The organism is Methylobacterium tardum, assembly GCF_023546765.1.
GTDB classification, from domain to species: Bacteria; Pseudomonadota; Alphaproteobacteria; order Rhizobiales; family Beijerinckiaceae; genus Methylobacterium; species Methylobacterium tardum.
This window is the reverse complement of sequence record NZ_CP097484.1, coordinates 2,943,882-2,968,737: the sequence shown is the minus strand read 5'-3', so window position 1 is coordinate 2,968,737 and position 24,856 is coordinate 2,943,882. Positions and strand designations below refer to the sequence as shown.

The following is a 24,856-nucleotide window of genomic DNA, read 5'->3' as shown; positions in this document are numbered from 1 at the left end:
ATGCCGACCTACTGGCACAAGCGCGACTGGTGGCCGTCCGACCTGGACCGCACCAACCCCTACAAGCCGGAGATCGTCCCGGGCGCGCTCCCGCCGGGGATCTACTGCGAGGACGAGGACGGCTACCGCGCGCTGCTGGCGAGCGGGAAGGTGCATGCCGACCTTGCCGCCCACAGCATGTTCGACGGCAAGCCGGAGGAGGATCGCCCGCTCGGCTGGATGTTCCACACCTTGGGCGGCATCCGGATCCGGGTCGTCACTCCAGCCGAAGCCAAGATCCTGCGGGCCATGCCGGCCCGGTCCCCCGAAGAAGCCCTAGCCGAGCAGCATGCCTCACTCGATGCGGCGGACGCGGAGATGAAGAAGCTGGTCGACCTCATGGCGCCGAAGCCGGCCCCGCGACCGGCGCCCCCGCCGCCGGCGACGAGGCATCCCTTTCGCGGGGCCAACCGGGCGCAGCGCCGGGCAGCCGAGGCCAAGAGGAGGCGGGCGTGATCGAGAATGTGAAGGGCGTCACCGAAGCCGATCGCGCCGAGGCGATCGATACGCTGAACAAGCTGGCGGTCGAATCCGTGAATGGCGATCGCGAGGAAGCGCACATGCAGGGCGACGGCGTCCTATGCGGCTTGCTGAGCGATCTCGGGTTCGACGACGTCGCCGAGGCCTACCACCGCATCGAGAAGTGGTTCGCATGAAGCTCCACTACCTCCGCGTCCGCCGGGTCCGCGGGCTGGCCATGCCCCTGCCGCCCATGCCGAAGCGACCGATCGGACCGCCGGTGCTGTTCGCCTTCCGGGACGTGTCGATCCGGACGCGCGCCGACGCGGTCGAGGCGTCCGGATCCTGGGAGGGCTTCCTCTTCGACATGGCCGACATCTACACGGGCGACGCGGTGGATCTGCCTTCCAACTTCTTGCAGCTCGTCGAGCGGTTGGTCCCCAGGGCTGAGCTGCAGGCACACCGCGAGGAGATGGGCGACCTGATCCGCGCGCGGCAGGGGGCGAACCTCAGGCACCTGCGGCAGGTCCTCGACGAGGCTCGCAGGCCGAAGCCCGGGCTCGTCGCCCGACTGTTCGGGAGGGCGGCATGAGGTGCGCCCTCTACCTCCGCCCGGCCGGCCTGTCCGCCTGGCCGCACTTCGATGACCAGGTGAAGAGCTGGCTCCGCGAGCAGGGCTACGAGCCGGTCGACGGCGGCGGCTACGAGGCGATCGTCTGCCTGCCCTACGACGGGGGTGGCGAGTACTATCACCGGGACGTCTCCATCGCGATGGCTCAGCGGATCGTGGAGCACATCGCCGTCGACGGGAATGTCCGGTGGATCCGCCTGTACGAGACCGAGGTCGACCTGACAGACGACAGCCTCACAGAGGTCCGCCTGCAGTTCGAGGGCAACGGCTATGCGGGCAAGCCGACCCTGGCGATTATGAGCGAGGGGGAGGTTTCTAGAGCCGACCGGTCGATCCGCGAGGAGGGTCACCTCGCAAACCAGGACCTCGGGGTCCGTTGGCGGCCGCCTCCGCCGCATGCGCCGGTGCAGCCCCGCGCGCCCGCGGCGCCGTTCTACGAGCAGGTCATCACGTTCGGGGGGAGGCGGTCGTGAGCGAGGCTTCACCCTTGGAAGCGGGCCGCCCCGGCGAGAGCGGCCGCGTCATGCGGATCATGCTGTCTGAAGGCCTGCGGCTCCGGAAGCGACGCGGCGAGAGATTCGTGCACGTCACCGACCTGCCTTGGGAGCTGTTTGCCAGCGATGTCACCGAGCAGGCCTGCGAGCGTAACCACGGCCAGTCTCTGGCCGACATCGCCCGCCGGGGCGGCTTCGATGCCGGCGAGGCGATCTGCGTCCTGACCGGCCAGCACTGGCGAGACGGCATGGTCCACGAGCAGCAGGCGCACCGGATCCTCTACATGATGCGGCACCTCTACCGGCGCGGCGTGCTCATGGGCCGGCAGATCTCCGTCGAAGCCGAGGTCGGCGCGATCCAGGGCGGGAGGCAGTGACGACATGAGCGAGCCCAAGTGCCGGACGTGCGGACGCCCACTGCCTCGGACCGAGGATGACCAAGCTGAGCGCCAGGCGTGCGGACGGCAGGCCCTGCCTGTGCCGCACGTCGGGCTGTGCTTCCCGACCGACGGCCGAGGCAGCGTCGTCGTCCGATGGTCGACGCGTCCGGTCCAGACGTCCCGGCATGATCCGTTCAACGGGGGTGTCGTGTGAGCAAGCGATCCGAACGCATCCCTACGCACACGGCCGCCTGGCTGTTTGAGGAGGCCGTGCGGCGCCCATGGACGTCGCTGCACTGGCACGTCCACACGATCGAGCAGCGGATCGTGAACCTGTTCGAGGCGCAGTTCGCCGACGCCGGGCTTGAAGGCGTCGGGGCCCTGGCGTTCATCGAGGGGTGGATGCGCTGGAAGGCGGAGAGCCGAGGCTTCGGATACGTCATCCTCGACGTGCGCAAGGCCGAGGACGCAGCCACGCTCGCGCGGAACGCGCTGCACCTCGGTCTGCTGTCGATCGACGGCCGGGGGGCGGACTTCCGGCTCGGACGGATCGAGCCGAACCGCCCCCGGTACCAGCGCCTGAGCTACGGCGGCGGCCTGGTGCTGCAGGGATGCGGCCGCCATGAGCGCACGATCCGGCGACACGCGAGGGCCGCAGCGCCGATCATCGACTGCCTGCTTCGCGAGATCATGGCCCTCGATCCCCACGCTGGCATCCCGCACCGGTGGTTCGAGGAAGGGTTCGTGCCGCGCCAGTTCCGGTTCTGGACCATCCAAGAGGCCTTCGGGATCCTGCGGACCATCCATGAGGACTGGACGTACGAGGCCAAGCACGTGCTCTGGACCGCCGAGCTGCGCTGCCACCTCATCTACCTCGGCGGCGGCGGCCGGACGCAGGAGCCGGAGCCGCCGGCGGAGGACACCGAGGCGCTCGCGGGGCTCGCAGCATGACCCGAACCCTGCTCGTCGAGCGCCCCTTCGACTGGTGGGCACAGCGCGCCGCGGCAGAGCCAGATCTCCCGATCACGGCCGGCCGGCCCGATGCATTCCGCCCGGGCGGCTGGACCGACACGATGGTCGCCGTCGCCACCGAGGCCGCCGTCCGCGCTGCGCTGGCCCGCGTCGCCACCGGGGAGACCACGGCCGATGAGGAGTGCCTCGGTTTCGGGCGGACCTGCGCGGAGGTGCGGGCCATCGCCGAGGGCGAGCTCCGGCTGTGGCAGCAGCTCGGCGAGGACGGGGAGGCCTGAAACGAGAGAGGGCCCCGGCATCGCCCCGGGGCCCTGGTCATCCTCGCGTAGTGCGAGGGGAAGCGTGTGTCGTGATCATGCTGTCAAGGTGGGTGTCATCCTCGCGCGTACCGGCGAGGGATAGGTCAGCTAACCGGTGGGCTGGCCCACGATGTGTCATCCTCGAACCGTGCGAGGCGGTGGGCACGAGAGGAAGATAGCTCGCCCGGCCAGCATGCCAAGCGGCAAACGAGGCCATCCTTAACGGGCGGGCGTCGGGAACCTCGTCCGGATCATGTCCTCCGAGAACCCGGCATCCCGCATGATCGCCTCCAGGGCCTCCTGCACGCGGGGCGACGTCACCGGCAGGAGCGGCTCGCGATCACGGTCGCGGTGGGTCGGCCGGGGGCCGAGGCCGTTGGCAGCCTCGGGAGGATAGTCGTCATGGGGCATGGAGGGATTCTCGCGCCGGGCGCGGCGGGGCATGCCCAGCGTGTCGCGCAGGCGATCCGAGTAGGCGTGAACGCTCGCCGCGAAGACGGGGTCGTCCATCGGATCCGCAGTGGAGAGGCCCTCCGGGTTTCTCGGCGGCCCCGTCAGCAGGGGCCGGCTCACGTCGCACAGCCCGCACAGGACGAGCATCTCCGTCACGTCGGCGGCGCCCGTCAGTTCCAGGGCGCGCTCGACCGAAATGCGGCCCTCGGCCCATGCCTCGCAGGCGTCGTGCACGCTCATGGTCATCAGTGCAGGATCGGGCAGGCCGGGGGGCAGGGCAAGCCTGGACGGTTGCGGAGGCTGCGCCCGCGCTCCTACTGTCGACGCGTAGGGACGAGGGACGCAATGCCAGAGCAGGTGGTGAAGCTGCGGGACGCCTTCGGCGTCGGCCGTGAGATCCCCTTGAACTACGTCTCGCGGGACAACGTCGATGGGCGGTTCGTCGATAGCCTCACGCGCGACAAGCACGTCGTGATCTACGGCTCCTCGAAGCAGGGCAAGACGACGCTGCGGCGGCACTGCCTGGAGGAGAGCGACTTCATCGTCGTGAGCTGCCTCAACACGATGGGCTTGGCCGACCTCAACGGCGCGATCCTGAAGAAGGCCGGCTACCGCATCGAGCAGACGCAGACCAAGACCGTCGGCGGGGCCTGGAAGTACGGCGCCGAGTTCGCCGGCGAGGGGAACGTGCCGTTCGTGTCCAAGGTCACGGGCAAGGGCACGCTCAACCGCGAGACCAACTCCTCTGATGCGCTGGTGACCAAGCGCCTGGAGATCGACCTCAACGACGTCAACGACATCATCGCCGCGCTGCAGGAGATCGCGTTCGGCAAGTTCATCATCCTGGAGGACTTCCACTACCTGTCGGCCGACACGCAGCGGTCCTTCGCGTTCTCGCTAAAGGCGTTCCACGAGAACTCGCCGTTCTGCTTCATCGTCGTCGGGGTTTGGCGCGAGCAGAATCGGCTCATCTATTACAACGGCGACCTCACCAACCGCATCGTCAGCATCGACGTCGACGTCTGGGAGCAGGCGCACCTGCGCGAGGTTATTCGGGTCGGCGAGCAGCTCCTCAACGTGCGCTTCGACCCCGATACGGTCGAGGTCCTGCTGCGGCACTGTGGGGACAGCGTCGCCTTGGTGCAGGAGGCCTGCTACCGCCTTTGCGAACGCGCCGGCGCGGTCGAAACGCGGGATGAAGCGCGGGACGTGGGCGTGGGCGCCGATGCCGAGGCCCTCGTCCGCGAGATCGTCAACGACCAGGCCGGGCGGTACTCCGCCTTCATCACGAACTTCAGCGAGGGTTTCCAGCAGACCGGCCTGGAGATGTACAAGTGGGTCACCTACGCGGTGCTCGCTAGCTCGATCGAGGATCTGGAGACCGGCCTGCGGCGGCAGCAGGTAGCGAGCATCATCAAAGGCAAGCACCCCGAGGGCGCCACGCTCAACGAGGGCAACATCACCCAGGCCCTTCAGAACACCGCCTCGCTCCAGGTGCTGAAGAGCATCCGGCCGATCATCTTCGACTACGACCAGACGACCCGGGTCCTGACCACCGTCGACCGGAGCTTCCTGATCTGGCTCGCGCACCAAGATCGCGCGGAGCTCCTCGCCGAACTCGGGATCGAGTGAGATGCCGGGCTTGGCACTGCCAACGGAGCCTGAGACGATCCCGGCCTGGAAAGCGTCCGGGCGTTCGAATCCGTGCAAATTGGGCCGCCGCGAATATCGCGGGTCGCAGCCCGAGAACAGCCCGAGATGCGAAAAGCCCCGGACGGTTGGTCCAGGGCTCGGCGGCTAAGTGCATGTCTTTGATGTAGGATTTTGGTAGCGAGGGAGGGATTTGAACCCCCGACACAAGGATTATGATTCCTCTGCTCTAACCAGCTGAGCTACCCCGCCCCAAGCCGCGCCCGCCCCGAGGAGCGATGCATGCAGTGCCGGGGGTATAGGGAGGCGGGGCGCACGGTGTCAACGGTCCGGCGCACGCAAAACGCGCGTGTCCGCACGCAGTACACGGTCGAGCGACGAACCCCCTGTGCTGTCACGCGGCGCTCCGACCGATCGGCGCCCGGGCCATGTCCGGCCCAGCCGGGGCCGCTATGTAACGGTCCGGTCCCCGAGCGGGGCCGCAAGATCGGAGCTTCCGATGTTCTCGCGCACCAGCACCCGTTTCTCCATCCTGCTCGCCGTTGCGGCGCCGCTCGTCGTCCCGCCGGCCTTCGCGGCGGGCGGGAGCGCCACATATCGGGCGGCCCTCACCGGGGCCAGCGAAGTCCCGGCGACGCAGTCGACCGGCACGGGCGAGGTCACCGCGACCTTCGACCCGGCGACCAAGCGCCTGAGCTGGACGGGCAATTACAGCGGCCTGACCGGACCGGTGACCGCCGCGCATTTCCACGGACCGGCCAAGGCCGGCGAGAATGCCGGCGTGCTCGTTCCGGTGACGGCGACCAGCTCGCCCTTCTCCGGAGAAGCCACGCTGGACGACGCCAAGGCCGCCGATCTCGAGGCCGGGCGGCTCTATTTTAACCTCCACACCGCCGCCAATCCCAAGGGCGAGCTTCGCGGACAGGTCGAACGCGGCCGCTGATCGCCCGCCGCGGGCACGGCGCCGACGGCCTCGACCTGCGCGTGCGCGCCCGGTAGGCGGGTCTCTCTGCTCCCGGCCGGAGATTTCGATGAAGCAGACCGAGGCCCTCATCGCCTGGACGCCCGTCCGCTGGGCGGAGCTGAAACCCGAGACCGCCGGGCAGGTCGTCGTCTTGGCCGCACCGGATGCGTCCGGAGAGGCCAAGCGCTACATGATGCGCGCCGGCGCCAGCTCGTCCGCGCTCGCCGCGATGTCGGAGGAGGCGCGCATCGCTCGCCTGTTCATCGACTTCCAGACCCTGGTCGTGCGCGACGGGATCGATCCTCAGGTGGCACACCGCGCGTTTCTCGCCATCGACGAGTATCGGTTCCGCATCGCCCCCGACACGGAAGGGGCCGAGTTCGAGGATCCGCCCGAGGAGGATTAGCGAAGCGGCGCCACGGCCGGGCCCGAGGCGCCGTCGCTCGCGCAAGCGTGAGAATAACGAATACACATGCGCCGGACGGCGCCCTATCTCGGTTCAGCGTTCTGACTCCCCCGGAGGTCGGCCATGTCCGTATCCCGTCGCGCCGTCATCGCCGCGGCGGCGCTCGCGCCGCTCGCCCCGCCTCTCGCATGGGCCGCGGACCCGCTGATCCGCCGCCCGATCCCCTCGACCGGCGAGATGCTGCCGGCGATCGGCATTGGCACCTCCCGCCGCTACGAGGTCGAGCCGACGCCCGATAAGGTCGCGCCGCTCAAGGACGCGGTGCAGACCTTCCTGTCGCTCGGCGGCTCAGTGATCGACACGGCGCCGAGCTACGGCACGGCCGAGGATGTGCTCGGCCTCGTCCTGGCCGAGCCCGGACTGCGCCAGAAGATCTTCCTCGCCAGCAAGGTCGACACCACCGGCCGTGAGGCGACGCTTGCGGAGTTCGAGCGGTCGCTGAAGCGGATGAAGGTCGAGGCGCTCGATCTCGTGGCCGTCCACAACCTGATCGACGTGACCGAGAACCTCGCGGTCCTGCGCGACCTCAAGAGCCGCAAGCGCATCCGCTACGTCGGCGTCACGGTCTGGCGGGACAACCAGCTCGAGGCCCTCGCCGAGGTGATGAAGCGCGAGACCCTGGACTTCATCCAGGTGAACTACGCCATCGACAACAGGGAAGCGGCCGAGCGGGTGATCCCGTTGGCGGCTGACCGCGGCATGGCGGTGATGACCAACGTGCCCTTCGGCCGCGACCGCCTGTTCAAGGCGGTCCAGGGCAAGGAGCTGCCCGCCGTCGCCAAGGACCTCGGCTGCGCGAGCTGGCCGCAGTTCTTCCTCAAGTACGTGCTCGGCAACCCGGCCGTGACCTGCCCGATCCCCGGGATGGCAAAGGCCTCTTATGTCGAGGACAACCTCGGTGCAGCCCGGGGCAGGCTCCCGGATCCGGCACAGCGCAAGCAGATGGAGGCCTTCATCGATGCGGTCTGATCGTACCACGCGCCGTGCGGCGCTCGCCCTGGCGGCCGGCCTGTCCCTGGTCGCCGCACTGCCGGCCCTCGCGCAGGACGGGGCCAAGAAGATCCGGATCGGCGTGATCGGAGCCGGGAATATCGGCGGCACGATCGGGACCCTCTGGGTCAAGGACGGCCACGAGGTGATGTTCGCCTCCCGCCACCCGGAGGCCCTGGCCACAATGGTCTCGGAACTCGGCCCCAAGGCGAAGGCCGGCACCCCCGAGGAGGCGATCGCGTTCGGCGATGCCGTGTTCATCGCCGTTCCCTACAAGGCCTATCCGGACCTCGCGAAGGAGATCGGGCCGTCCCTGAAGGGCAAGATCGTGCTCGACGCGGGCAATGCCACCCAGAAGCGCGACGGGGCCCTCTACGACGAGGTGCAGGCCAGCGGCATCGGCGCGATCTCGGCCAAATACTTCCCGGGCGCCAAGCTCGTGCGCGCCTTCAACGCGGCCAACTACAAGGTCTTTGCCAAGGAAGGCGCCGAGGGCGGCAAGGCCCGCGCCGGCGGCCGGATGGCGATCCCGATCGCCGGCGACGATCCCGAGGCGCTGAAGGTGGCCGAGGGGCTTGTCCGCGATGCCGGCTTCGATCCGGTCGTGGTCGGTCCGCTCAAGGATGCCGACAAGTTCGCCATGGGCTCGCCGGGCTTCGGCCACGACGTCACGGCACCGGAGCTGCGCGAGAAGCTCGGACTGGCGAAGTGAGTGCGCGGTCTGACGTGGCCGCACCGGACCGTCTTTCCGGAACGCCGCCGGCGACCCCGGACCAGGCGGGACCTGCCGGTGGCGGGCAATCCAGAACCTCTGGCGGCGCAAGATCCGGGCTCGTCGGCGGCTCTGGATCCCGGGCTCCGCTGCGCGGAGCCGGAATGACGGGGCTGCTGGCAGAGCCGCCTGCGCCTGGATCGGCACAGGAGAGCGAGGTCCGGGCGGATCTCGGAGTGGTCACCAACACGCCGCGGTGCCGGTTCTCCGCGCAGTGGGACGCGTGGGCCTTCGCGGCTCCTGATGCGAGCCGTCCGGCCCATGGTTGAGTCCGTACCCGCCCGCGGCCCGATCGCGCGTCTCATTGACGTCCAGCCCGGGGAGGGCCGGGCGCTCGCTTGGTCCTGGGCCTACATCTTCTCGATCCTGGCCGCCTACTACGTGCTCCGTCCGATCCGCGACCAGATGGGCGTGGCCGGCGGCATCGAGAACCTGCCCTGGCTGTTCACCGCGACCCTGGTGGGCATGCTCGCGCTCAACCTGCCCTTCGCCTACTTGGTGAAGCGGATGCCGCGGGCCCGGTTCGTGCCGATCACCTATCGGTTCTTCGCGGCCAACATCCTCGCCTTCGCGCTGACGCTCTACCTCGCGCCACCGGACTGGACTGTCTGGATCGGCCGGGTGTTCTTCGTCTGGCTGTCGATCTTCAACCTCTTCGTGGTCTCGATCTTCTGGGCGACGATCGTCGACGTGTTTTCGAACGCGCAGGGCAAGCGCCTGTTCGGCTTCATCGCGGCCGGGGCGACGCTCGGCGCCATCGCGGGGTCGGCCACCACCGCGATCCTGGCCAAGAACGTCCCGACCTGGGGGCTGATGCTCGGCGCGGTGGTGCTCCTCGAAATCGCGGTGTTCTGCATGCGCGGGCTCGCGGCCCTGTCGACCCGGTTGCATGAGGTTCCGGGCAGCGAAGCGAACCCGGAGAGCGGCCAGGACCGGACGATCGGCGGCAGCGTGCTGGCCGGCGTGACCCGAACCCTCGCGTCGCCCTACCTGCTCAACATCTCGCTGTTCCTGCTGCTGTTCTCGGTGACGTCCACCTTCCTGTATTTCGAGCAGGCCGGCATCGCGAAGCGCAGCTTCCCGGACCGCGGCGCCCAGACGGCGTTCTTCGCCAGCGTCGACCTCGCGGTGAACGTGCTGACGCTCGGCGTCCAGCTGTTCCTTACCGGGCGGATCGTGAACCGGCTGGGCGTGGCGCTGACGCTCGCGATCCTGCCGGCATTCAGCATCCTCGGCTTCGCGGCCCTCGCGGCCTGGCCGACGATCGGCGTCATCGTCGCCTTCCAGGTCCTGCGCCGAGCCGGGAACTTCGCCATCGCCCGCCCGGTCCGCGAGGTGCTGTTCACGGTCGTCCCGCGCGAGGACCGCTACAAGGCGAAGAGCTTCATCGACACGGTCGTCTACCGCCTCGGGGACGAGGTCGGCGCGTGGTCGTTCACCGGCATCGAGGGGATCGGCCTGGGCAGCACCGGCATTGCCGGGGCCGCGGTCCCGCTGTCCATCGCGTGGCTCGTGAACAGCCTCTGGCTCGGGCGCGCGCAGGAGCGGCGGCGGGCTGCGCAGGATCCGGTGCGGGCCGGCACCGCGGAGGCGGCCGGCCGGGCGGCGCTCAGTCCCGCATCCGCTTCGTCCGCGCGGGAACGGGCCTGAGCTTTGGCGTCTGGATGCCCCGGCGCAGTGCCAGGGCGAAGAGGAGGGTGGCCATGGCCTGGGCGGCAACGGTTTGGGCGATGACCTGAAACGTCATGGGCGGCCCTCCGAAATGGTGAAGAAAGTGTGTCCGTGGCCGGTTAACGCGCCGTTAAGCAGGCCGCGAGCCGCCGTCCCGCCACGGGATCTGCGGGTGCGCGGACTTCGGCGGCGCCGGCTTGGATGATCATGGCAGGAGGTCGGCGTCCCGCGATTGCGGAGGCGCCGGCGTGCCTCGCGCTATCGGTGCTGCATCCAGTCCCACACCAGGAAGGCCGGGAAGGGAAGCATGATGGCGAAGAAGATCCAGTCGAACATCTGAGGCATGGGACAGTCCCTCTGTCGGTCCGCCTGCGATTCTACCGACGCCGCGGCTCGAAGTTCCCGACGGTGGGCCGCATCGATCACTGGCGAGCCTCCACACGCCGGTCGGTCCGCCGGGGCACGTTAAGCCGCGGTTTACCCTGTCGGGCGACGTATCCGGCTCGGTTTCGTGGGGAGGAATGCATGACGCGCGCTTCACCGCCGGCCGAGACTGCCTCGCGCGACATCGTCCGTCGGCTCGCCCTTCTGGGGCTTCTCGCCCTCGCGCCGGCGGCGACCGAGGCGCAGGAGCCGCTGTTCATCCGGATCCGGCCGTTGTCGGACGCCGAGGCGGCGCGCGCAGCCCGGGAGGCGCTTTGGGCGCGGCGGCAGGCGCATGCGCGTGCGGTGATCGAATCCGTCTGTACCGGCTGCGTCGGCGCGTGGAAGCCCGACGCCGAGCCGGCGCCCGCTCCGCCCCAGGATCGCGTCGCGAACCTCACCGTCCGAATAGGGGTTGAACTCGACCCCGGCTCCGGGGCATCCGACCCTCCTCCCGACCCATCGACTCCCGAGAGGCATCCATGACGCAAGCGCATCCGACCAGCGGCGCCGAGCCCGAAGTCGATTGCCCCGTGAGCCTGGAGGTTCTGGGCTCCGTGTACCGGGCCGACGATTTCGACCTGCCGCTGATCCTGGAGCAGATCCCGCCGCTGAAGCGCGCCCAGCTCGCTGCCTACCTCTACGGCAAGAGCCACATGCACAAGCTCGGGCTCAAGGTCGCCCGCTCCTGCGAGCGCGACGACCTCGTCCGGGCGGCGGGCGAGATCGGCTCGGTGATCCACGGGCAGGCGCATCTGAAGCCGTCCCGGCCCGTGCCGGAGGCCGCTCCGCAACTCCGCGCCAAGACGCCCCCCGGCCAGAAGAAGGTCAGCCTCGCCGGCGCTGCCTCGAAGCCGGCGATCAGCCTCGGCGGCTCGGCCAAGGTCCGCAACTTCGACTGAGTGTCTCCGCATCGGGCCGGGTCAGGGCCGCCTGCCCGGTCGATGTCCGCGACTGCACATCTGAAGGCCGGCCAATCGGGACTTGTGCGTTGCACCCGCGCCGACCTTCGGATAATCGCCCGCGATGAACACCGACCACGACAAGATCCTGATCGCCGATTTCGGCTCTCAGGTGACCCAACTCATCGCACGCCGGGTGCGGGAGGAGGGCGTCTACTGCGAGATCGTGCCCTTCACGAAGGCCGAGGCCGCGTTCCGCGAGCAGAAGCCGAAGGGCGTGATCCTTTCCGGCGGCCCCGAATCGGTCACCGTCGAGGCCTCACCCCGGGCGCCCCAGCTCGTGTTCGACTCGGGCGTCCCGGTCTTCGGCATCTGCTACGGCCAGCAGACCATGGCGGCGCAGCTCGGCGGTGCCGTCGAGGGCGGGCACCACGCGGAGTTCGGCCGGGCCGAGGTCGAGATCCTAGCCGATTGCCCGCTGTTCAACGGCGTCTGGCACAAGGGCGAGAAATACCCGGTCTGGATGAGCCATGGCGACCGGGTCACCAAGCTGCCCGACGGCTTCACCACCGTGGCGATCTCCAAGAATGCTCCCTTCGCGGCGGTAGCCGACGAGGCCCGCAACTACTACGCGGTGCAATTCCACCCGGAAGTCGCGCACACGCCCCATGGCGCCCTGCTGATCCGCAATTTCGTGCGTGATGTCGCCGGCTGCTCGGGCGACTGGACCATGGGCGCCTACCGCGAGGAGGCGATCGCCAAGATCCGCGAGCAGGTCGGCTCCGAGAAGGTGATCTGCGGCCTGTCGGGCGGCGTCGATTCGGCCGTGGCGGCGGTGCTGATCCACGAGGCGATCGGCGATCAGCTCACCTGCGTGTTCGTGGATCACGGGCTCCTGCGCCTCGGCGAGGCCGAGCAGGTCGTGGCCCTGTTCCGCGACCACTACAACATCCCGCTGGTCCACGTGGAGGCGTCGGGGATGTTCCTCGCGGCGCTGGAGGGCGTCAGCGACCCGGAGGTCAAGCGCAAGACGATCGGCCGCCTGTTCATCGACGTGTTCGAGGCCGAGTCGAAGAAGACCGGCGGGGCGAAGTTCCTCGCGCAGGGCACGCTCTACCCGGACGTGATCGAGAGCGTGTCGTTCACGGGCGGCCCCTCCGTGACGATCAAGAGCCACCACAATGTCGGTGGCCTGCCCGAGCGCATGAACATGAAGCTCGTCGAGCCGCTGCGCGAGCTGTTCAAGGACGAGGTCCGTGTGCTCGGCAAGGAACTCGGCCTGCCCGAGGGCTTCGTCGGCCGCCATCCATTCCCCGGCCCGGGCCTGGCGATCCGCTGCCCCGGCACGATCACCGGCGAGAAGCTGGAAGCCCTGCGCAAGGCCGACGCGATCTACCTCGACGAGATCCGGCAGGCCGGGCTCTATGACACGATCTGGCAGGCCTTCGCGGTGATCCTGCCGGTGAAGACCGTCGGCGTGATGGGCGACGGCCGCACCTACGACCATGTCTGCGCGCTGCGCGCCGTCACCTCGGTGGACGGCATGACCGCCGACTTCTACCCGTTCGACATGGCCTTCCTGGGCCGGGTCGCGACCCGCATCATCAACGAGGTCAAGGGCATCAACCGGGTGACCTACGACATCACCTCGAAGCCGCCCGGCACCATCGAGTGGGAGTGAGCCGGCTTTCGATCGAAGCCCGCGCTCCAATCGCGTGCGGAGCGATACGACCCAGGGCAGCGTGACCTGTCGAGTCTTGGCGCGACCCCGGATTGCTTCGCTCCGCTCGCAAAGGCGGAGCGCACGCTGTCACGGCGCGCAGAGCGCCGGCTCGACCGCCTTCAGCGCCGGCCGGAACGCTGCCAGATGCAGCCCGTCGCGCAGGGCGCCGGGCTTGGCGTAGCCGGTGTCACCGTCGCGCAGGGACGCGAACGGATCGGTGAAGATGCAGCCGAGACGCCCGCATAGGTTCTGAAGCCGCCGCGAGTAGTCGCCGACCGCGCTGGCCTCGGCGAGCTTGCCGATCTCGCGTCCGACCGGGGGGAGGGCGGTCACCACCACGCGCGGGCTCAAGGCCTGAAGCCGCTTGATGATCGTCTCCGCGGCGGCCTCGAACTGCTCCGTCGGCTTGTGGAGCTGCGGATTGTTCTTCACCAGGATGTCGTTGGTCCCGATCGTCAGCGCGGCGAGCCGGGGATGGACCTTGAAGGTCAGGCGCGCGAGGTACTCCGCGTAACTCCCCGCGGTCGCGCCGCTGATCCCGCCATTGAGGAATTCGAGCCCGCAGGGTCGCTGGCTGCCGGGCTGCAGTTCGACCTGGGAATCGCCCGCCCAGAACACGTAGTCCGGCGGCGCCTCGTCGAGGCTCACCTGCACGGCGATCAGGCGCATCTCGGCGTAGGCCCGCGCGTCGGCTCCCGGCCGGTGCAGGCGCCACCCGGCGAAGCCGCCGATTGCCAGCAGGGCGAGTCCGCCGAGACTCAGAAGAACGACGCGCCTCATGGCTCGGCCCCGGCGCGGTCGACCCGGGCCTCGGGCCGCGCATCGGTGGAGGCGTAGTACGGCTTGATGTCGAGGAGCGGCGTCCCGTCGAGGCAGTCGAGACCGCGCACCCGCAGCGTGTCACCCTCCCGCCCGATCAGCTCCACCACCGACAGGGCGATCGGGTTCGGGCGCGCGGGCGAGCGCAGCGAGAACGTGCCCCGCGGGCCGTCGGCATGGCGCGGCTGCTGGACGAGCAGACCGCGGGTCGCCCGGTCCATCCAGTAGAGCAGGATCAGGTGGGTGCAGCCCGTGACGTTGCGCAGGCCGGCCGCGTAGGCGGGATCGACCTCCACGGTGCAGACGACGTCGGTCTGGAGCCCGTTCTTCGGGCAGTCGGAGCGTTCCCGCCACGGCGTGCGCAGCCGGCCGATGAAGTGAAGTCCCGCGTCGAAGGTCGCGGGCAACGCCGCCATCTCCTCGCCGGGACGGATTCCAAACGCGTCCGCGTCCATGCCGCCTCGCTGTGATCGGGCCGGCTTGTCGGCCAAGGGACCGGCGCCCGCAAGCCCGCATCTCGCCCCGCTGCGGTCACGGGTGTAGAGCGGCGCGAGCAACGGAGGCTTCATGATCGAACGGGAATTGCGGCCGATGCAGGCGGTGGCGGATGCCGGAACCGCCATCGACCGCCTGGTCGAGCTCTACGAGGATGCGGCGGGCGCCCTGCGGAAGGCCCTGGAGCGCTATCTCGCGGGCGGGCCTCCGCCCGATGCCACGGAACGCCTCGCCTTCCGCTACCCCGAATTGCGGATCAGCTATCGCCCGGACGGGCCGTTGCCGCGCGTCCGGCGGGCCACCGCCAAGCTCCAGGCTGCCGGCACCTACGCCACGACGGTGACGCATCCGGCCTTCTTCCGCGACTATCTCACCCGGCAGCTGGAGCCGCTGATCGCCGATTACGGCATCGCCATCGAGGTCGGCCTCGGCGCGCAGGAGATTCCCTATCCCTACGTCCTGGAAGCCGGCCTCGACGCGGGCGGCCGGGCCGTCGACGGCGCGGATCTCGCCACCTACTTCCCGGTCCCGCTCCTGTCGCTGGTCGGCGACGAGATCGCCGACGGCACCTTCGACCAGGTGGCGGGCGAGCCGCTGCCCCTGGCCCTGTTCGACGCCGTGCGGGTCGACTACTCGCTCCGGCGCCTCGTGCACTACACCGGCTGCGACTGGCGCGACGTCCAGCCCTGGATCCTGCTGACCAACTACCACCGCTACGTCGACCAGTTCGTCCGCCATGGGCTGGAGCGTCTGGCCTCCGGAGCGGAGGATTTCGAGAGGTTGGTCCTGCCGGGCGGCGTCTCGGTGACCCGGGCCGAGGCCGCCGACGCCGATCCTGCGGCGGTGATCGCGGCATCCCCCTGGCACCGCCACCAGATGCCGGCCTATCACCTCGTGGCGCGCGGCGCCGACGGGACCGCGCAGGGGACGACCCTGGTGAATATCGGCGTCGGCCCCTCGAACGCGAAGACGATCACCGATCACCTCGCCGTGCTGCGTCCGGATTGCTGGCTGATGGTCGGCCATTGCGGCGGCCTGCGCCAGTCGCAGACCATCGGCGACTACGTGCTGGCCCATGCGTATCTGCGCCGCGACCGCATTCTCGACGAACTCGTGCCGCCGGACGTCCCGGTGCCGGCACTGGCCGAGATCCAGCTCGCGCTCCAGAGCGCCGCGGCGTCGGTGACGGGCGAGCAGGCCGATGCCCTGAAACGGCGCCTGCGCACCGGCACGGTGGTGACCTACGACGATCGCAACTGGGAGCTGCGCTTCAGCCAGGAGCGGCGGCGGATTAACCAGTCGCGGGCCGTCGCGGTCGACATGGAAAGCGGCACGGTTGCCGCGCAGGGCTTCCGGCTGCGCGTCCCCTACGGTGCGCTGCTCTGCGTGTCGGACAAGCCGCTGCACGGCGAGATCAAGCTGCCGGGCGCCGCCAACGCCTTCTATGACCGCGCGGTTTCGGAGCATCTGCGGGTCGGGCTTGCGGCCCTCGACGTGTTGCGCGCCGACCGGCATGGGCTGCACTCGCGCAAGCTGCGCAGTTTCGACGAGCCGCCGTTCCGGTGAATCCGCCGTAAGGCGCCGCGGGCCAACGAACTGCCGAGTTCTTGCCGCCACGTCTCGAGACTTCGGCACAGCGACCGACTGACACGTCCGTCGCAATACTCAAGCTTGGATACACGGGAGTTCAGCGAGGTTGGAGGGCCAGAGGCCACTCATCAAATTGGATTATGCAATGAAGCGTTTGGCATTGGCATCAACCGCACTCCTAGCTGCGGCGGCCTTCATCCCAGGTAGCGCGGATGCGCGCGGCTTCGGCGGGGGCGGATTTCACGGCGGCGGTTTCGGCGGCGGCTTCCATGCTGGCGGGTTCGGAGGCGGTGGGTTCCGCGGTGGCGGCTTCGGCGGAGCGCGCGTCGGAGGTTTGGGCGCGGGAGCCGGCGGCCTCCGCGGTGCGGGCCTCGGCGCGGCCGGTGTGACCGGCGCTGGCGTCGGCGGCCTGCGCACCGGCGGCTTCCGCAATGGCGGGTTCAACAATGCCGGCCGGGTCGGTGCGATCGGAAACCGGGGCGTCGTCGGTCGCGGCTTTGCCGGCCGCGGATATGGCCGGGGCTATGGCCGCGGACTCGGTTACGGCCTCGCCGGTGTGGGGCTCGGTCTCGGCGTCGGCTACGGTCTGGGCGGCTTCGGCTACGACAGCTGCGACTCCGCGTTCGGCTACGGCGCCTACGATCCGGTCTCGTGCAGCTATTACGGCTACGGCTACTGAGCCGGACGTCTTGCCCGGACCGAGCCTCTCCGGATCGAGCCCGGCCGTCTGCGGCCGGGCCTGTCGATTCAGGCCGCGGCCGGCCATTCGTCGGATGGCAGCCAGCGTGGATCGTGTCCCGCCGGCTCTGCCTTCGTCGTTGACGAAGGCTCGGTCTAGATCTTCCGAATTGCGAACCGTTTAAGACCGGCCAGGATGCCGCCTCGATTGGCGGGGCGGCGTGGAGGCTCGGGTGAGCGGGGTGGCGGTTGTTCCGGCGACGGCGGCTCTGCTCATGCTGTGCATGGGTCTCTGGGCGACGGCGTTGTTGCCCGAGATTGTCACCGCACTCGCCTTCTTCGGGATCGCGATGCTCCTCCGTCTCGGCAGCGCCGGCACCGTCTTCTCCGGATTCTCGGCCTCGGCGTTCTGGCTGGTCCTGTCCGGGATGGTGGTCGGGCAGGGCATGACCCGGACGGGGCTCGGCGCCCGCATGGCCCGGGCGCTCGCCTTGCGCCTGGCGGGCTCGTACGAGCGCTTCATCGCCGGGCTGGTGGCCCTGAGCTTCCTGATCGCCTTCGTGATGCCGTCGAATCTCGGGCGGATCGCCCTGATGATCCCCGTGACCCTGGCGCTCTGTGACGCCTTCGGGCTGACCCACGGTCGTCCGGGACGGGCCGGCGCAGTCCTGGCTGTCGGCGTGGCGACGCCGATCCTCTCCGCCGCGATCCTGCCGGCCAACGTGCCGAACCTCGTCATGGCCGGTTCGGCGGAACGCCTCCTCGACCTTCATCTCTCGTATCTGTCCTACTTCCTGCTCCACGCGCCGGTCCTGGCCGCGATCAAGGGCGTGATGCTCGTGGCACTGATCGTGCGGCTGTTCCCGGACCGGCTCGGCCAGAGCACCCCGGCGCTGCCGGCCCTGCCGCCGATCTCGGCCGCCGAGCGGCGCCTCGCGACGATCCTGGCCTGCACCCTGGCCCTGTGGATGACCGACAGCCTGCACGGCCTCGCGCCGGCCTGGGTCGGCCTGGCCGCAGCCGTAATCTGCCTGCTGCCGCGGGTTGGCGTCCTTGCCCCAGAAGCCTTCCAGCAGGTCAACCTGCGCACCTGCTTCTACATCGCGGCGCTGCTCGGCCTCGTAGCGCTGGTCAACGAGACCGGTCTGGGTGAGCGCCTCGGCCACCTGCTGCTCGCGATCGCGCCGCTGGAGCCGGGCGCGCCGCTGCAGAACTTCGCCGTGCTCACCGGCCTGGGCACGATCCTGACGCTGCTCGTGACCGCGAACGGCGCGCCGGCCCTCTACACCGCGCTGGCCGGAGAGATGACGCAGGCCAGCGGGCTGTCACCCCTGGCGGTCGTCTCCCTTCAGGTGATCGGCTACTCGACCGTGTTCTTCCCCTATCAGGCGCCGCCGATCGTGTTCGCCAGCGAACTCGGCGGGGTCCGGCTTCGTGACGCGACGCGGCTCACCGTGAGCTTCGGGCTCGTCTCGCTCCTGGTGGCCGGCCCCCTCGACTACGTCTGGTGGCAGTTCCTGGGAGCCCTGAAGTGACAGAATCCGTTTAGTGTCGCCGAGCGCGCCACATTGCGTTGCAGCATGACGCATTGCGGCTTGCTCCCTCAGCCACTAGCGCTACCAGATTAGAGACGGTCCAGTTCGCAGCTGCGAGGCTTCAACCCGATGGCACCCACCGCCCGCCCGACAGTGGCACAGCCGATGTCGCCGCATCTCCAGATCTATCGCTGGACCTGGACCATGGCGATGTCGGTGTTTCACCGCATCACCGGCACCGCTCTCTACGGCGGAACTGCGCTGGTCGCGATCTGGCTCGTTGCACTGGCTTCCGGGCCGGTCGCCTATTCTTACGTCGCCGGGTTCTTCGGCTCGCTGATCGGGCGGCTGATCCTGTTCGTCTACACCTGGATCCTGATGCACCACATGCTCGGCGGCTTGCGCCACCTCGCGTGGGATTTCGGGATCGGATTCGATCGCGAGAAGCGCCTCGCCCTGTCGCGCCTGACCCTGATCGGGTCGACGGTGCTGACCCTCGTCATCTGGGCGGTCGCCCTTCTGGTCCGCTGAGGAGGTCGGCATGGCCAAGGAACAGGTCCGGCAGGACACGAGCGTCTCGATCCGTACCCCGCGCGCGCGCGTCGCGGGTCTCGGCGTCGCCCATCACGGCGTCGGTCATTGGTGGCTGCAGCGAATTACCGCAGTGACCAATACCCTGCTGATGCTGTCCTTCGTAATCATCATCGCCCGGATGGCGGGACGCGGCTATGCGGACGCAGTCCACGTCGTCGCGAACCCTTTCGTATCGATCATCCTCATCCTGGCGTTCCTGTCGGTCACGCTCCACATGCGCATCGGCATGCAGGTGATCATTGAGGATTACGTTCACGCGCAGGCGACCAAGATCGTCGCCGTGTTCGCCAACAATGTCTACGCGGTCCTGGTGGCCGTGGCCTGCGTCTACGCGGTGCTGCGCATCGGCTTCGGACAGCCGGCCTGAACCCCGTCATCACGAATTTCGAGGAGCCGAACATGGCCGCCAACGGCACAAACGGCAGCGGGCCTGCCTACACGATCCACGATCACGCCTTCGACGTGGTGATCGTCGGCGCGGGCGGCGCGGGCCTGCGCGCCACGGTGGGCTGCTCGGAAGCGGGCCTGCGCACCGCCTGCATCACCAAGGTGTTCCCGACCCGCTCCCACACCGTCGCGGCGCAGGGCGGCATCTCGGCCTCTCTCGGCAACATGGGCCCGGACGACTGGCGCTGGCACATGTACGACACCGTGAAGGGGTCGGACTGGCTCGGCGACCAGGACGCGATCGAGTACCTCGTGCGCAACGCCCCCGCCGCCGTCTACGAGCTTGAGCACTGGGGCGTGCCCTTCTCCCGCACGGAAGAGGGCAAGATCTACCAGCGCCCGTTCGGCGGCATGACCACGGATTACGGCAAGGGCACCGCCCAGCGCACTTGCGCGGCGGCCGACCGCACCGGTCACGCCATGCTGCACACCCTCTACGGGCAGGCGGTGAAGAACCAGACCGACTTCTTCATCGAGTACTTCGCCCTCGACCTGATCATGGACGACGAGGGCCGCTGCCGCGGCGTCATCGCCATCGATCAGGCGACCGGCGAGATCCACCGCTTCCGCGCCCAGATGACCATCCTGGCGACCGGCGGCTACGGCCGCGCCTACTTCTCGGCGACCTCGGCCCACACCTGCACCGGCGACGGCAACGCCATGGTGCTGCGCGCCGGCCTGCCGCTGCAGGACATGGAGTTCGTGCAGTTCCATCCGACCGGCATCTACGGCGCGGGCTGCCTGATCACGGAGGGCTCCCGCGGTGAGGGCGGCTATCTGACGAACTCCGAGGGTGAGCGCTTCATGGAGCGCTACGCGCCGTCCGCGAAGGATCTCGCCTCGCGCGACGTGGTCTCGCGCTCCATGACCATGGAGATTCGCGACGGCCGCGGCGTCGGCAAGGACAAGGACCACATCTACCTGCACCTCGACCACCTGGACCCGAAGATCCTCCACGAGCGCCTGCCGGGCATCTCGGAATCCGCGCGGATCTTCGCGGGGGTCGACGTGACCAAGGAGCCGATCCCGGTCATCCCGACGGTCCACTACAACATGGGCGGCATCCCCACGAACTATCACGGCGAGGTGCTGACGCTGCGCGACGGCAACCCCGACACGGTGGTTCCGGGCCTGATGGCGATCGGCGAGGCGGCCTGCGTCTCCGTCCACGGCGCCAACCGCCTGGGCTCGAACTCGCTGATCGACCTCGTGGTCTTCGGCCGCGCCGCCGGCAAGCGCTGCGCCGAGATCGCCGAGCCGAACGGCCGGGCCATGGAGCTGCCGAAGGGCGCCACCGACAAGGCGCTCGAGCGCCTCGACCGGTTCCGCTACGCCAACGGCTCGACGCCGACCGCGGAGCTCCGCGCCGAGATGCAGAAGACGATGCAGAACAACTGCGCCGTGTTCCGCACCGGCGAGGTGCTGGAGGAGGGCAAGGGCCTGATCCACAAGGTCTGGAACGCCGCCGCCGACGTGAAGATCACCGACCGGTCCCTGGTCTGGAACACCGACCTCCTGGAGACCCTGGAGTTCGACAACCTGATCGGCCAGGCGGTCGTGACGATGGAATCGGCCGCCAACCGCAAGGAATCGCGCGGTGCCCATGCCCGCGAGGACTTCCCCGACCGCGACGACAAGGACTGGATGAAGCACACCCTGTCCTGGCTCGATGAGGGGCGCCATCAGGTGAACATCGATTATCGTCCGGTGCACACCTACACGATGTCGAACGAGATTCAGTACATCGAGCCTAAGGCGCGCGTGTACTGATCTGAAAATTTGCACAACCCTTGCGCCGGTGGAGCGTCGCTCTTCCGGCCGCCGCATTCTGCTCTAGCGGAAGCCGTCGAATCTCATGGCCCAGTTCAACCTTCCCAAGAACTCCCAGATCACGCCGGGCAAGTCCTGGCCGGCCCCGCCCGGCGCCAGGAACCTGCAGACCTTCAAGATCTATCGCTGGAACCCCGATGACGGGGCCAACCCGCGGATCGACACCTATCAGGTCGACCGCGAGGATTGCGGCCCGATGGTCCTCGACGCGCTGCTGTGGATCAAGAACAAGGTCGATTCGACGCTGGTCTTCCGCCGCTCCTGCCGCGAGGGCATCTGCGGCTCCTGCGCGATGAACATCGAGGGCCAGAACGCGCTCGCCTGCACGATGGGCATCGACGAGTGCAAGAGCCCGGACAACGCCCTTCCGGTCCTGACCCGCAAGGACAAGGACGGCGCGATCCGGATCTACCCGCTGCCGCACATGCCGGTCCTCAAGGACCTCGTGCCGGATCTGACGAACTTCTACGCGCAGCACGCCGCCATCGAGCCCTGGCTCCAGACCGAGACGCCGGCGCCCGAGAAGGAGTGGCGCCAGACCCCCGAGGACCGCTCGCGGCTCGACGGGCTCTACGAGTGCATCCTGTGCGCCTGCTGCAGCACCTCGTGCCCGAGCTACTGGTGGAACGGCGACAAGTTCCTAGGCCCGGCCGCGCTGCTCCAGGCCTATCGCTGGCTGATCGATTCCCGCGACGAGAACACCGGCCACCGCCTCGACGGCCTGCACGATCCGTTCCGGCTCTATCGCTGCCACACGATCATGAACTGCGCCAACACCTGCCCGAAGAGCCTGAATCCCGCGAAGGCCATCGCGGAAATCAAGAAGATGATGGTCGAGCGCACGCTCTGATTGCGGGGCTCTGAGGCCTGACGGCCACACTGGGCCGAAAAGGCGGCCTCTCCGCAGCGGAGTGGACCGCGGTTGGGGATGCCGCCTTGCGGCCAGCGCAATTGGCACGGAGTCAGGGGGCAATCGCGATTGCGCCTTCAACCTGACCCGAAGTGGACCGATGCTGCGCCCGAGCCTGTCGACGTTCGCCATTCTCTGTCTCGGTGCCAGCCTCGGCGCCTGTGCTTCGAGCCGCCTCGACGGGCCGCGCACCCGGGCTCCTTCGCCCCAGGCGTCCCTGGAGGCCGTGCCGGCCGTCCCGTCGGGCACCGTGACGGCCGCGCCGCTGGCGCCGCCGCCGGGCGTGTCGGCGAGCCCCGACGCGCCGCCACCGCCCGGCGCCCAGGCCGCACTGTCGCCGTCTGCCCCGACCGTCATCGCGGAACCGGTCGCCCCGCCGGCGCCGCCGCCGCCCGTGGTCACGAGCGGACGCGCCTCCGTGGTCGGCAGCTGGGATGCCCGGGATGCGACGGGCGCGAACTGCAAGGTGACGCTGTCGAGCGCGCCGGCTCTCGACCTCTACAAGGCGTCCGCGGCGGGCTGCACCAACAAGGACCTGTCCCGGGTCTCGGCCTGGGATTTCCGCGACGGCGAGGTCTACCTGTATCAGCCGGGCGGCGCGGTCGCGGCGCGTTTGCGCCAGGGCGGCGGCGGCCTCGAAGGGGCGCTGACCAAATCGGGCGCCGCGCTGGCCCTGAACCGCTGAGGTAAGGCGGCGCGACCAAGCCGCGCGGTTGGCCCGCGGCGGGTCGCGCTTACATGAGGGGCTCCCGCCGCATCACGCCCCCGTAGACATGTTCCTGGATTGGCTTGAGCGCCGCGTCGACCCGTTCGCGCCCTTCGGACGAGGCGCGGATGCCGCCGCGGTCCGTCCTCGGTTTCGCCTGGTTCTACCTGCGCCCGATCCGCGCCGCCCTCGCGGCGCTGTTCGTCATCGCGGTGATCGCCGGCACGGTCGAGGCGTCGCTCTATCTGGTGATGCGCTGGTTCATCGACCTGCTCGGCACGGCCGATCGGGCCACGGTGCTGTCGGACCACGCAGTCGAACTCGGTCTGGTCGTCCTGCTCGTCGCGGTGATCCGGCCGCTGTCGATCTGGGCGCACGAGGTGCTGTCGAACCAGCTCGTCGTGCCGCAATCCACCAGCCAGATCCGGTGGCGGGCGCATCTCTACACCCTCGGGCACGCGCTCTCGTATTTCCAGGGCGACTTCTCGGGGCGGCTCGCGAACCGCGTCGTGCAGGTGGGACCGGCGGTTCGGGAACTCGCCGTCGTGTTCATCGACACGCTCCTCTACGTGGCGATCTATGCGATCACCGCGGTCGGACTGTTCAGCGCGATCTCGCCGTGGCTCGTTCTGCCGGTGCTGCTCTGGATCGCCGCCTATGCCGCCCTGACCACGTGGTTCGTGCCGCGGGCGCGGGCACGCTCGCACAAGACCGCCGACACCCGCTCGACCCTGATCGGCCGGATCGCCGACAGCTACACCAACATCCTGACCGTCAAGCTGTTCGCCCGCGACCGCGAGGAACGGGCGGCGGTGCGCGACGCGGTCGAAGTTCACACCGACGCCTACCTGCATCAGTTCCGGCTGGTGACGCTGACGACCAGCCTGCTCGGCCTGCTCAACAGCGCGCTCCTGATCGCCACGGGCGCGGCCTGCCTCGTCCTCTGGCAGCGGGGCGGGATGAGCACCGGTGAGGCCTCGGCGGGGCTCGCCCTGGTCCTGCGGCTCATCGCCATGTCCGGCTGGGTGATGCAGACCGTCCGCGGCGTCTTCGAGAATGTCGGGGTCGTGCAGGAGAGCATGCAGACGATGGCCCGTCCGCACGGGCTGACCGACGCGCCGAACGCGCGCGCGCTCACCGTCGCCGGCGGCGAGATCCGGTTCGAGAATGTCGGCTTCCACTACGGCCGCGGCGACGCCACGGTGATCGAGGATTTCTCCCTCACCATCCGTCCGGGCGAGAAGGTCGGGCTGGTGGGCGTCAGCGGGGCCGGCAAATCGACCCTCGCGGGTCTCCTCCTGCGCCTCTACGACGTCGAGAGCGGGCGCATCCTCGTGGATGGGCAGGACATCGCGGCCGTCACGCAGCAATCCCTGCGTGAATCCATCGCGATGGTCAGCCAGGACACGTCCCTCCTGCATCGGTCGATCCGCGACAACATCGCCTACGGCCGGCCGAATGCGAGCCAAGCCGATATCGAGCAGGCCGCCCGGCTGGCGCATGCCGACAGCTTCATCGCCGATCTCGTCGATCACAAGGGTCGGCGGGGCTACGACGCCCAGGTCGGCGAGCGCGGGGTCAAGCTGTCCGGCGGACAGCGCCAGCGCATTGCCATCGCCCGCGTCATGCTCAAGGACGCGCCGATCCTGATCCTGGACGAGGCCACGTCGGCCCTCGACAGTCAGGTCGAGGCGGCGATCCAGGAATCACTCGACACGCTGATGGCCGGCAAGACCGTGCTGGCCATCGCGCATCGCCTCTCGACCATCGCGGCCCTCGACCGGCTGGTGGTGATCGACCAGGGTCGGATCATCGAGGAGGGGACCCATGCCGAACTCGTCGCCCAGGGCGGCGTCTACGCCGGCCTGTGGTCGCGCCAATCGGGCGGCTTTCTCGGACGACGGGACCGCCCGCTACGACAGCGCCGTCGCCTGACGTGCCGAGAGCCGGCAACATATCAGGAC

General features: G+C 69.1%; 28 protein-coding genes, 1 tRNA gene and 1 pseudogene. 26 read left to right on the top strand and 4 right to left on the bottom strand.

Going from position 1 to position 24,856, the window contains the following annotated elements; genetic code table 11:
• From M6G65_RS14155 to M6G65_RS14125, 7 genes are all read left to right on the top strand, one after another.
• Positions 1-495 carry a hypothetical protein gene (locus tag M6G65_RS14155; RefSeq protein ID WP_238197810.1) on the top strand — a complete coding sequence of 165 codons (495 nt, stop codon included), beginning with the start codon at positions 1-3 and terminating at the stop codon, positions 493-495.
• Positions 492-695, top strand: coding sequence for a hypothetical protein (locus tag M6G65_RS14150; protein WP_250104080.1), 204 nt, complete (start codon positions 492-494; stop codon positions 693-695). The genes M6G65_RS14155 and M6G65_RS14150 overlap by 4 nt, the downstream gene beginning before the upstream one ends.
• Positions 692-1,090: a hypothetical protein gene (locus tag M6G65_RS14145; RefSeq protein WP_238197813.1), complete on the top strand. Its 399-nt coding sequence runs from the start codon at positions 692-694 to the stop codon at positions 1,088-1,090. Before M6G65_RS14150 ends, M6G65_RS14145 begins: the two co-directional genes overlap by 4 nt.
• Positions 1,087-1,602 carry a hypothetical protein gene (locus M6G65_RS14140; protein ID WP_238197815.1) on the top strand — a complete coding sequence of 172 codons (516 nt, stop codon included), beginning with the start codon at positions 1,087-1,089 and terminating at the stop codon, positions 1,600-1,602. Before M6G65_RS14145 ends, M6G65_RS14140 begins: the two co-directional genes overlap by 4 nt.
• Positions 1,599-2,000 (top strand): hypothetical protein, encoded by a 402-nt coding sequence (locus M6G65_RS14135; RefSeq protein WP_238197818.1) that lies wholly within the window; start codon positions 1,599-1,601, stop codon positions 1,998-2,000. Before M6G65_RS14140 ends, M6G65_RS14135 begins: the two co-directional genes overlap by 4 nt.
• 273 nt (positions 2,001-2,273) lie before the next feature.
• Positions 2,274-2,954, top strand: a complete 681-nt coding sequence (locus tag M6G65_RS14130) for a hypothetical protein (protein WP_238197819.1) — start codon at positions 2,274-2,276, stop codon at positions 2,952-2,954.
• The gene (locus M6G65_RS14125; protein ID WP_238197820.1) at positions 2,951-3,253 is read left to right on the top strand and encodes a hypothetical protein; all 303 of its coding nucleotides are present in this window, start codon (positions 2,951-2,953) and stop codon (positions 3,251-3,253) included. The genes M6G65_RS14130 and M6G65_RS14125 overlap by 4 nt, the downstream gene beginning before the upstream one ends.
• Before the next feature lie 240 nt (positions 3,254-3,493).
• Here M6G65_RS14125 and M6G65_RS14120 read toward each other — a convergent pair whose 3' ends face one another.
• Positions 3,494-3,973, bottom strand: a complete 480-nt coding sequence (locus M6G65_RS14120) for a hypothetical protein (RefSeq protein WP_238197822.1) — start codon at positions 3,971-3,973, stop codon at positions 3,494-3,496.
• 99 nt (positions 3,974-4,072) lie between these two features.
• On the opposite strand from M6G65_RS14120, the gene M6G65_RS14115 reads away from it, so the two are divergent.
• The gene (locus tag M6G65_RS14115; RefSeq protein WP_238197824.1) at positions 4,073-5,359 is read left to right on the top strand and encodes a hypothetical protein; all 1,287 of its coding nucleotides are present in this window, start codon (positions 4,073-4,075) and stop codon (positions 5,357-5,359) included.
• Positions 5,360-5,552: 193 nt separating this feature from the next.
• Here the strand turns inward: M6G65_RS14115 and M6G65_RS14110 are convergent.
• Positions 5,553-5,629, bottom strand: a tRNA-Met gene (locus M6G65_RS14110).
• Between the two features lie 247 nt (positions 5,630-5,876).
• Here M6G65_RS14110 and M6G65_RS14105 point away from each other — a divergent pair.
• From M6G65_RS14105 to guaA, 8 genes are all read left to right on the top strand, one after another.
• A complete protein-coding gene (locus M6G65_RS14105) occupies positions 5,877-6,320 on the top strand; it encodes a CHRD domain-containing protein (RefSeq protein WP_238197826.1) in 444 nt (147 codons plus the stop codon).
• Positions 6,321-6,408: 88 nt separating this feature from the next.
• The gene (locus tag M6G65_RS14100; protein WP_238197828.1) at positions 6,409-6,747 is read left to right on the top strand and encodes a hypothetical protein; all 339 of its coding nucleotides are present in this window, start codon (positions 6,409-6,411) and stop codon (positions 6,745-6,747) included.
• Between the two features lie 123 nt (positions 6,748-6,870).
• The gene (locus tag M6G65_RS14095) at positions 6,871-7,776 is read left to right on the top strand and encodes an aldo/keto reductase (protein ID WP_238197830.1); all 906 of its coding nucleotides are present in this window, start codon (positions 6,871-6,873) and stop codon (positions 7,774-7,776) included.
• The gene (locus tag M6G65_RS14090) at positions 7,766-8,509 is read left to right on the top strand and encodes an NADPH-dependent F420 reductase (RefSeq protein WP_238197832.1); all 744 of its coding nucleotides are present in this window, start codon (positions 7,766-7,768) and stop codon (positions 8,507-8,509) included. The genes M6G65_RS14095 and M6G65_RS14090 overlap by 11 nt, the downstream gene beginning before the upstream one ends.
• 321 nt (positions 8,510-8,830) lie before the next feature.
• Positions 8,831-10,219: an NTP/NDP exchange transporter gene (locus M6G65_RS14085; RefSeq protein ID WP_250104079.1), complete on the top strand. Its 1,389-nt coding sequence runs from the start codon at positions 8,831-8,833 to the stop codon at positions 10,217-10,219.
• Between the two features lie 546 nt (positions 10,220-10,765).
• Complete coding sequence (locus M6G65_RS14080) at positions 10,766-11,149, top strand: hypothetical protein (protein ID WP_238197836.1); 384 nt, start codon at positions 10,766-10,768, stop codon at positions 11,147-11,149.
• A complete protein-coding gene (locus M6G65_RS14075; protein WP_192710872.1) occupies positions 11,146-11,565 on the top strand; it encodes a hypothetical protein in 420 nt (139 codons plus the stop codon). The genes M6G65_RS14080 and M6G65_RS14075 overlap by 4 nt, the downstream gene beginning before the upstream one ends.
• Before the next feature lie 124 nt (positions 11,566-11,689).
• Positions 11,690-13,246, top strand: a complete 1,557-nt coding sequence (guaA, locus tag M6G65_RS14070) for a glutamine-hydrolyzing GMP synthase (protein ID WP_250104078.1) — start codon at positions 11,690-11,692, stop codon at positions 13,244-13,246.
• A 129-nt stretch (positions 13,247-13,375) separates the two neighbouring features.
• Here guaA and M6G65_RS14065 read toward each other — a convergent pair whose 3' ends face one another.
• Both M6G65_RS14065 and tsaA read right to left on the bottom strand, forming a co-directional pair.
• On the bottom strand, positions 13,376-14,068 hold the full coding sequence (locus M6G65_RS14065) for an SGNH/GDSL hydrolase family protein (RefSeq protein ID WP_250104077.1): 693 nt from the start codon (positions 14,066-14,068) through the stop codon (positions 13,376-13,378).
• Positions 14,065-14,562, bottom strand: a complete 498-nt coding sequence (gene tsaA, locus M6G65_RS14060; RefSeq protein ID WP_238197842.1) for a tRNA (N6-threonylcarbamoyladenosine(37)-N6)-methyltransferase TrmO — start codon at positions 14,560-14,562, stop codon at positions 14,065-14,067. Before tsaA ends, M6G65_RS14065 begins: the two co-directional genes overlap by 4 nt.
• Positions 14,563-14,674: 112 nt before the next feature.
• Here tsaA and M6G65_RS14055 point away from each other — a divergent pair, with 112 nt between their 5' ends.
• From M6G65_RS14055 to M6G65_RS14015, 10 genes and pseudogenes are all read left to right on the top strand, one after another.
• On the top strand, positions 14,675-16,168 hold the full coding sequence (locus tag M6G65_RS14055; RefSeq protein ID WP_238197843.1) for an AMP nucleosidase: 1,494 nt from the start codon (positions 14,675-14,677) through the stop codon (positions 16,166-16,168).
• Positions 16,169-16,404: 236 nt separating this feature from the next.
• Positions 16,405-16,581 (top strand): hypothetical protein, encoded by a 177-nt coding sequence (locus tag M6G65_RS34000; RefSeq protein WP_373323827.1) that lies wholly within the window; start codon positions 16,405-16,407, stop codon positions 16,579-16,581.
• On the top strand, positions 16,578-16,871 hold the full coding sequence (locus M6G65_RS33995; RefSeq protein ID WP_373323828.1) for a hypothetical protein: 294 nt from the start codon (positions 16,578-16,580) through the stop codon (positions 16,869-16,871). Before M6G65_RS34000 ends, M6G65_RS33995 begins: the two co-directional genes overlap by 4 nt.
• A 232-nt stretch (positions 16,872-17,103) precedes the next feature.
• Positions 17,104-18,405, top strand: a complete 1,302-nt coding sequence (locus M6G65_RS14045; protein WP_238197848.1) for an SLC13 family permease — start codon at positions 17,104-17,106, stop codon at positions 18,403-18,405.
• A gap of 129 nt (positions 18,406-18,534) precedes the next feature.
• On the top strand, positions 18,535-18,936 hold the full coding sequence (sdhC, locus tag M6G65_RS14040) for a succinate dehydrogenase, cytochrome b556 subunit (protein ID WP_192710865.1): 402 nt from the start codon (positions 18,535-18,537) through the stop codon (positions 18,934-18,936).
• Positions 18,937-18,946: 10 nt separating this feature from the next.
• On the top strand, positions 18,947-19,366 hold the full coding sequence (gene sdhD, locus M6G65_RS14035) for a succinate dehydrogenase, hydrophobic membrane anchor protein (protein ID WP_238197849.1): 420 nt from the start codon (positions 18,947-18,949) through the stop codon (positions 19,364-19,366).
• A 32-nt stretch (positions 19,367-19,398) separates the two neighbouring features.
• Positions 19,399-21,216 carry a succinate dehydrogenase flavoprotein subunit gene (gene sdhA, locus M6G65_RS14030; protein ID WP_250104076.1) on the top strand — a complete coding sequence of 606 codons (1,818 nt, stop codon included), beginning with the start codon at positions 19,399-19,401 and terminating at the stop codon, positions 21,214-21,216.
• A gap of 85 nt (positions 21,217-21,301) precedes the next feature.
• The gene (locus tag M6G65_RS14025) at positions 21,302-22,126 is read left to right on the top strand and encodes a succinate dehydrogenase iron-sulfur subunit (RefSeq protein ID WP_238197854.1); all 825 of its coding nucleotides are present in this window, start codon (positions 21,302-21,304) and stop codon (positions 22,124-22,126) included.
• 160 nt (positions 22,127-22,286) lie between these two features.
• Positions 22,287-22,871, top strand: coding sequence for an AprI/Inh family metalloprotease inhibitor (locus tag M6G65_RS14020; RefSeq protein WP_238197856.1), 585 nt, complete (start codon positions 22,287-22,289; stop codon positions 22,869-22,871).
• Between the two features lie 88 nt (positions 22,872-22,959).
• Positions 22,960-24,796 (top strand): annotated as a pseudogene (locus tag M6G65_RS14015) (ABC transporter ATP-binding protein); the annotation flags it as partial.
• Between the last annotated feature and the right edge of the window lie 60 nt (positions 24,797-24,856).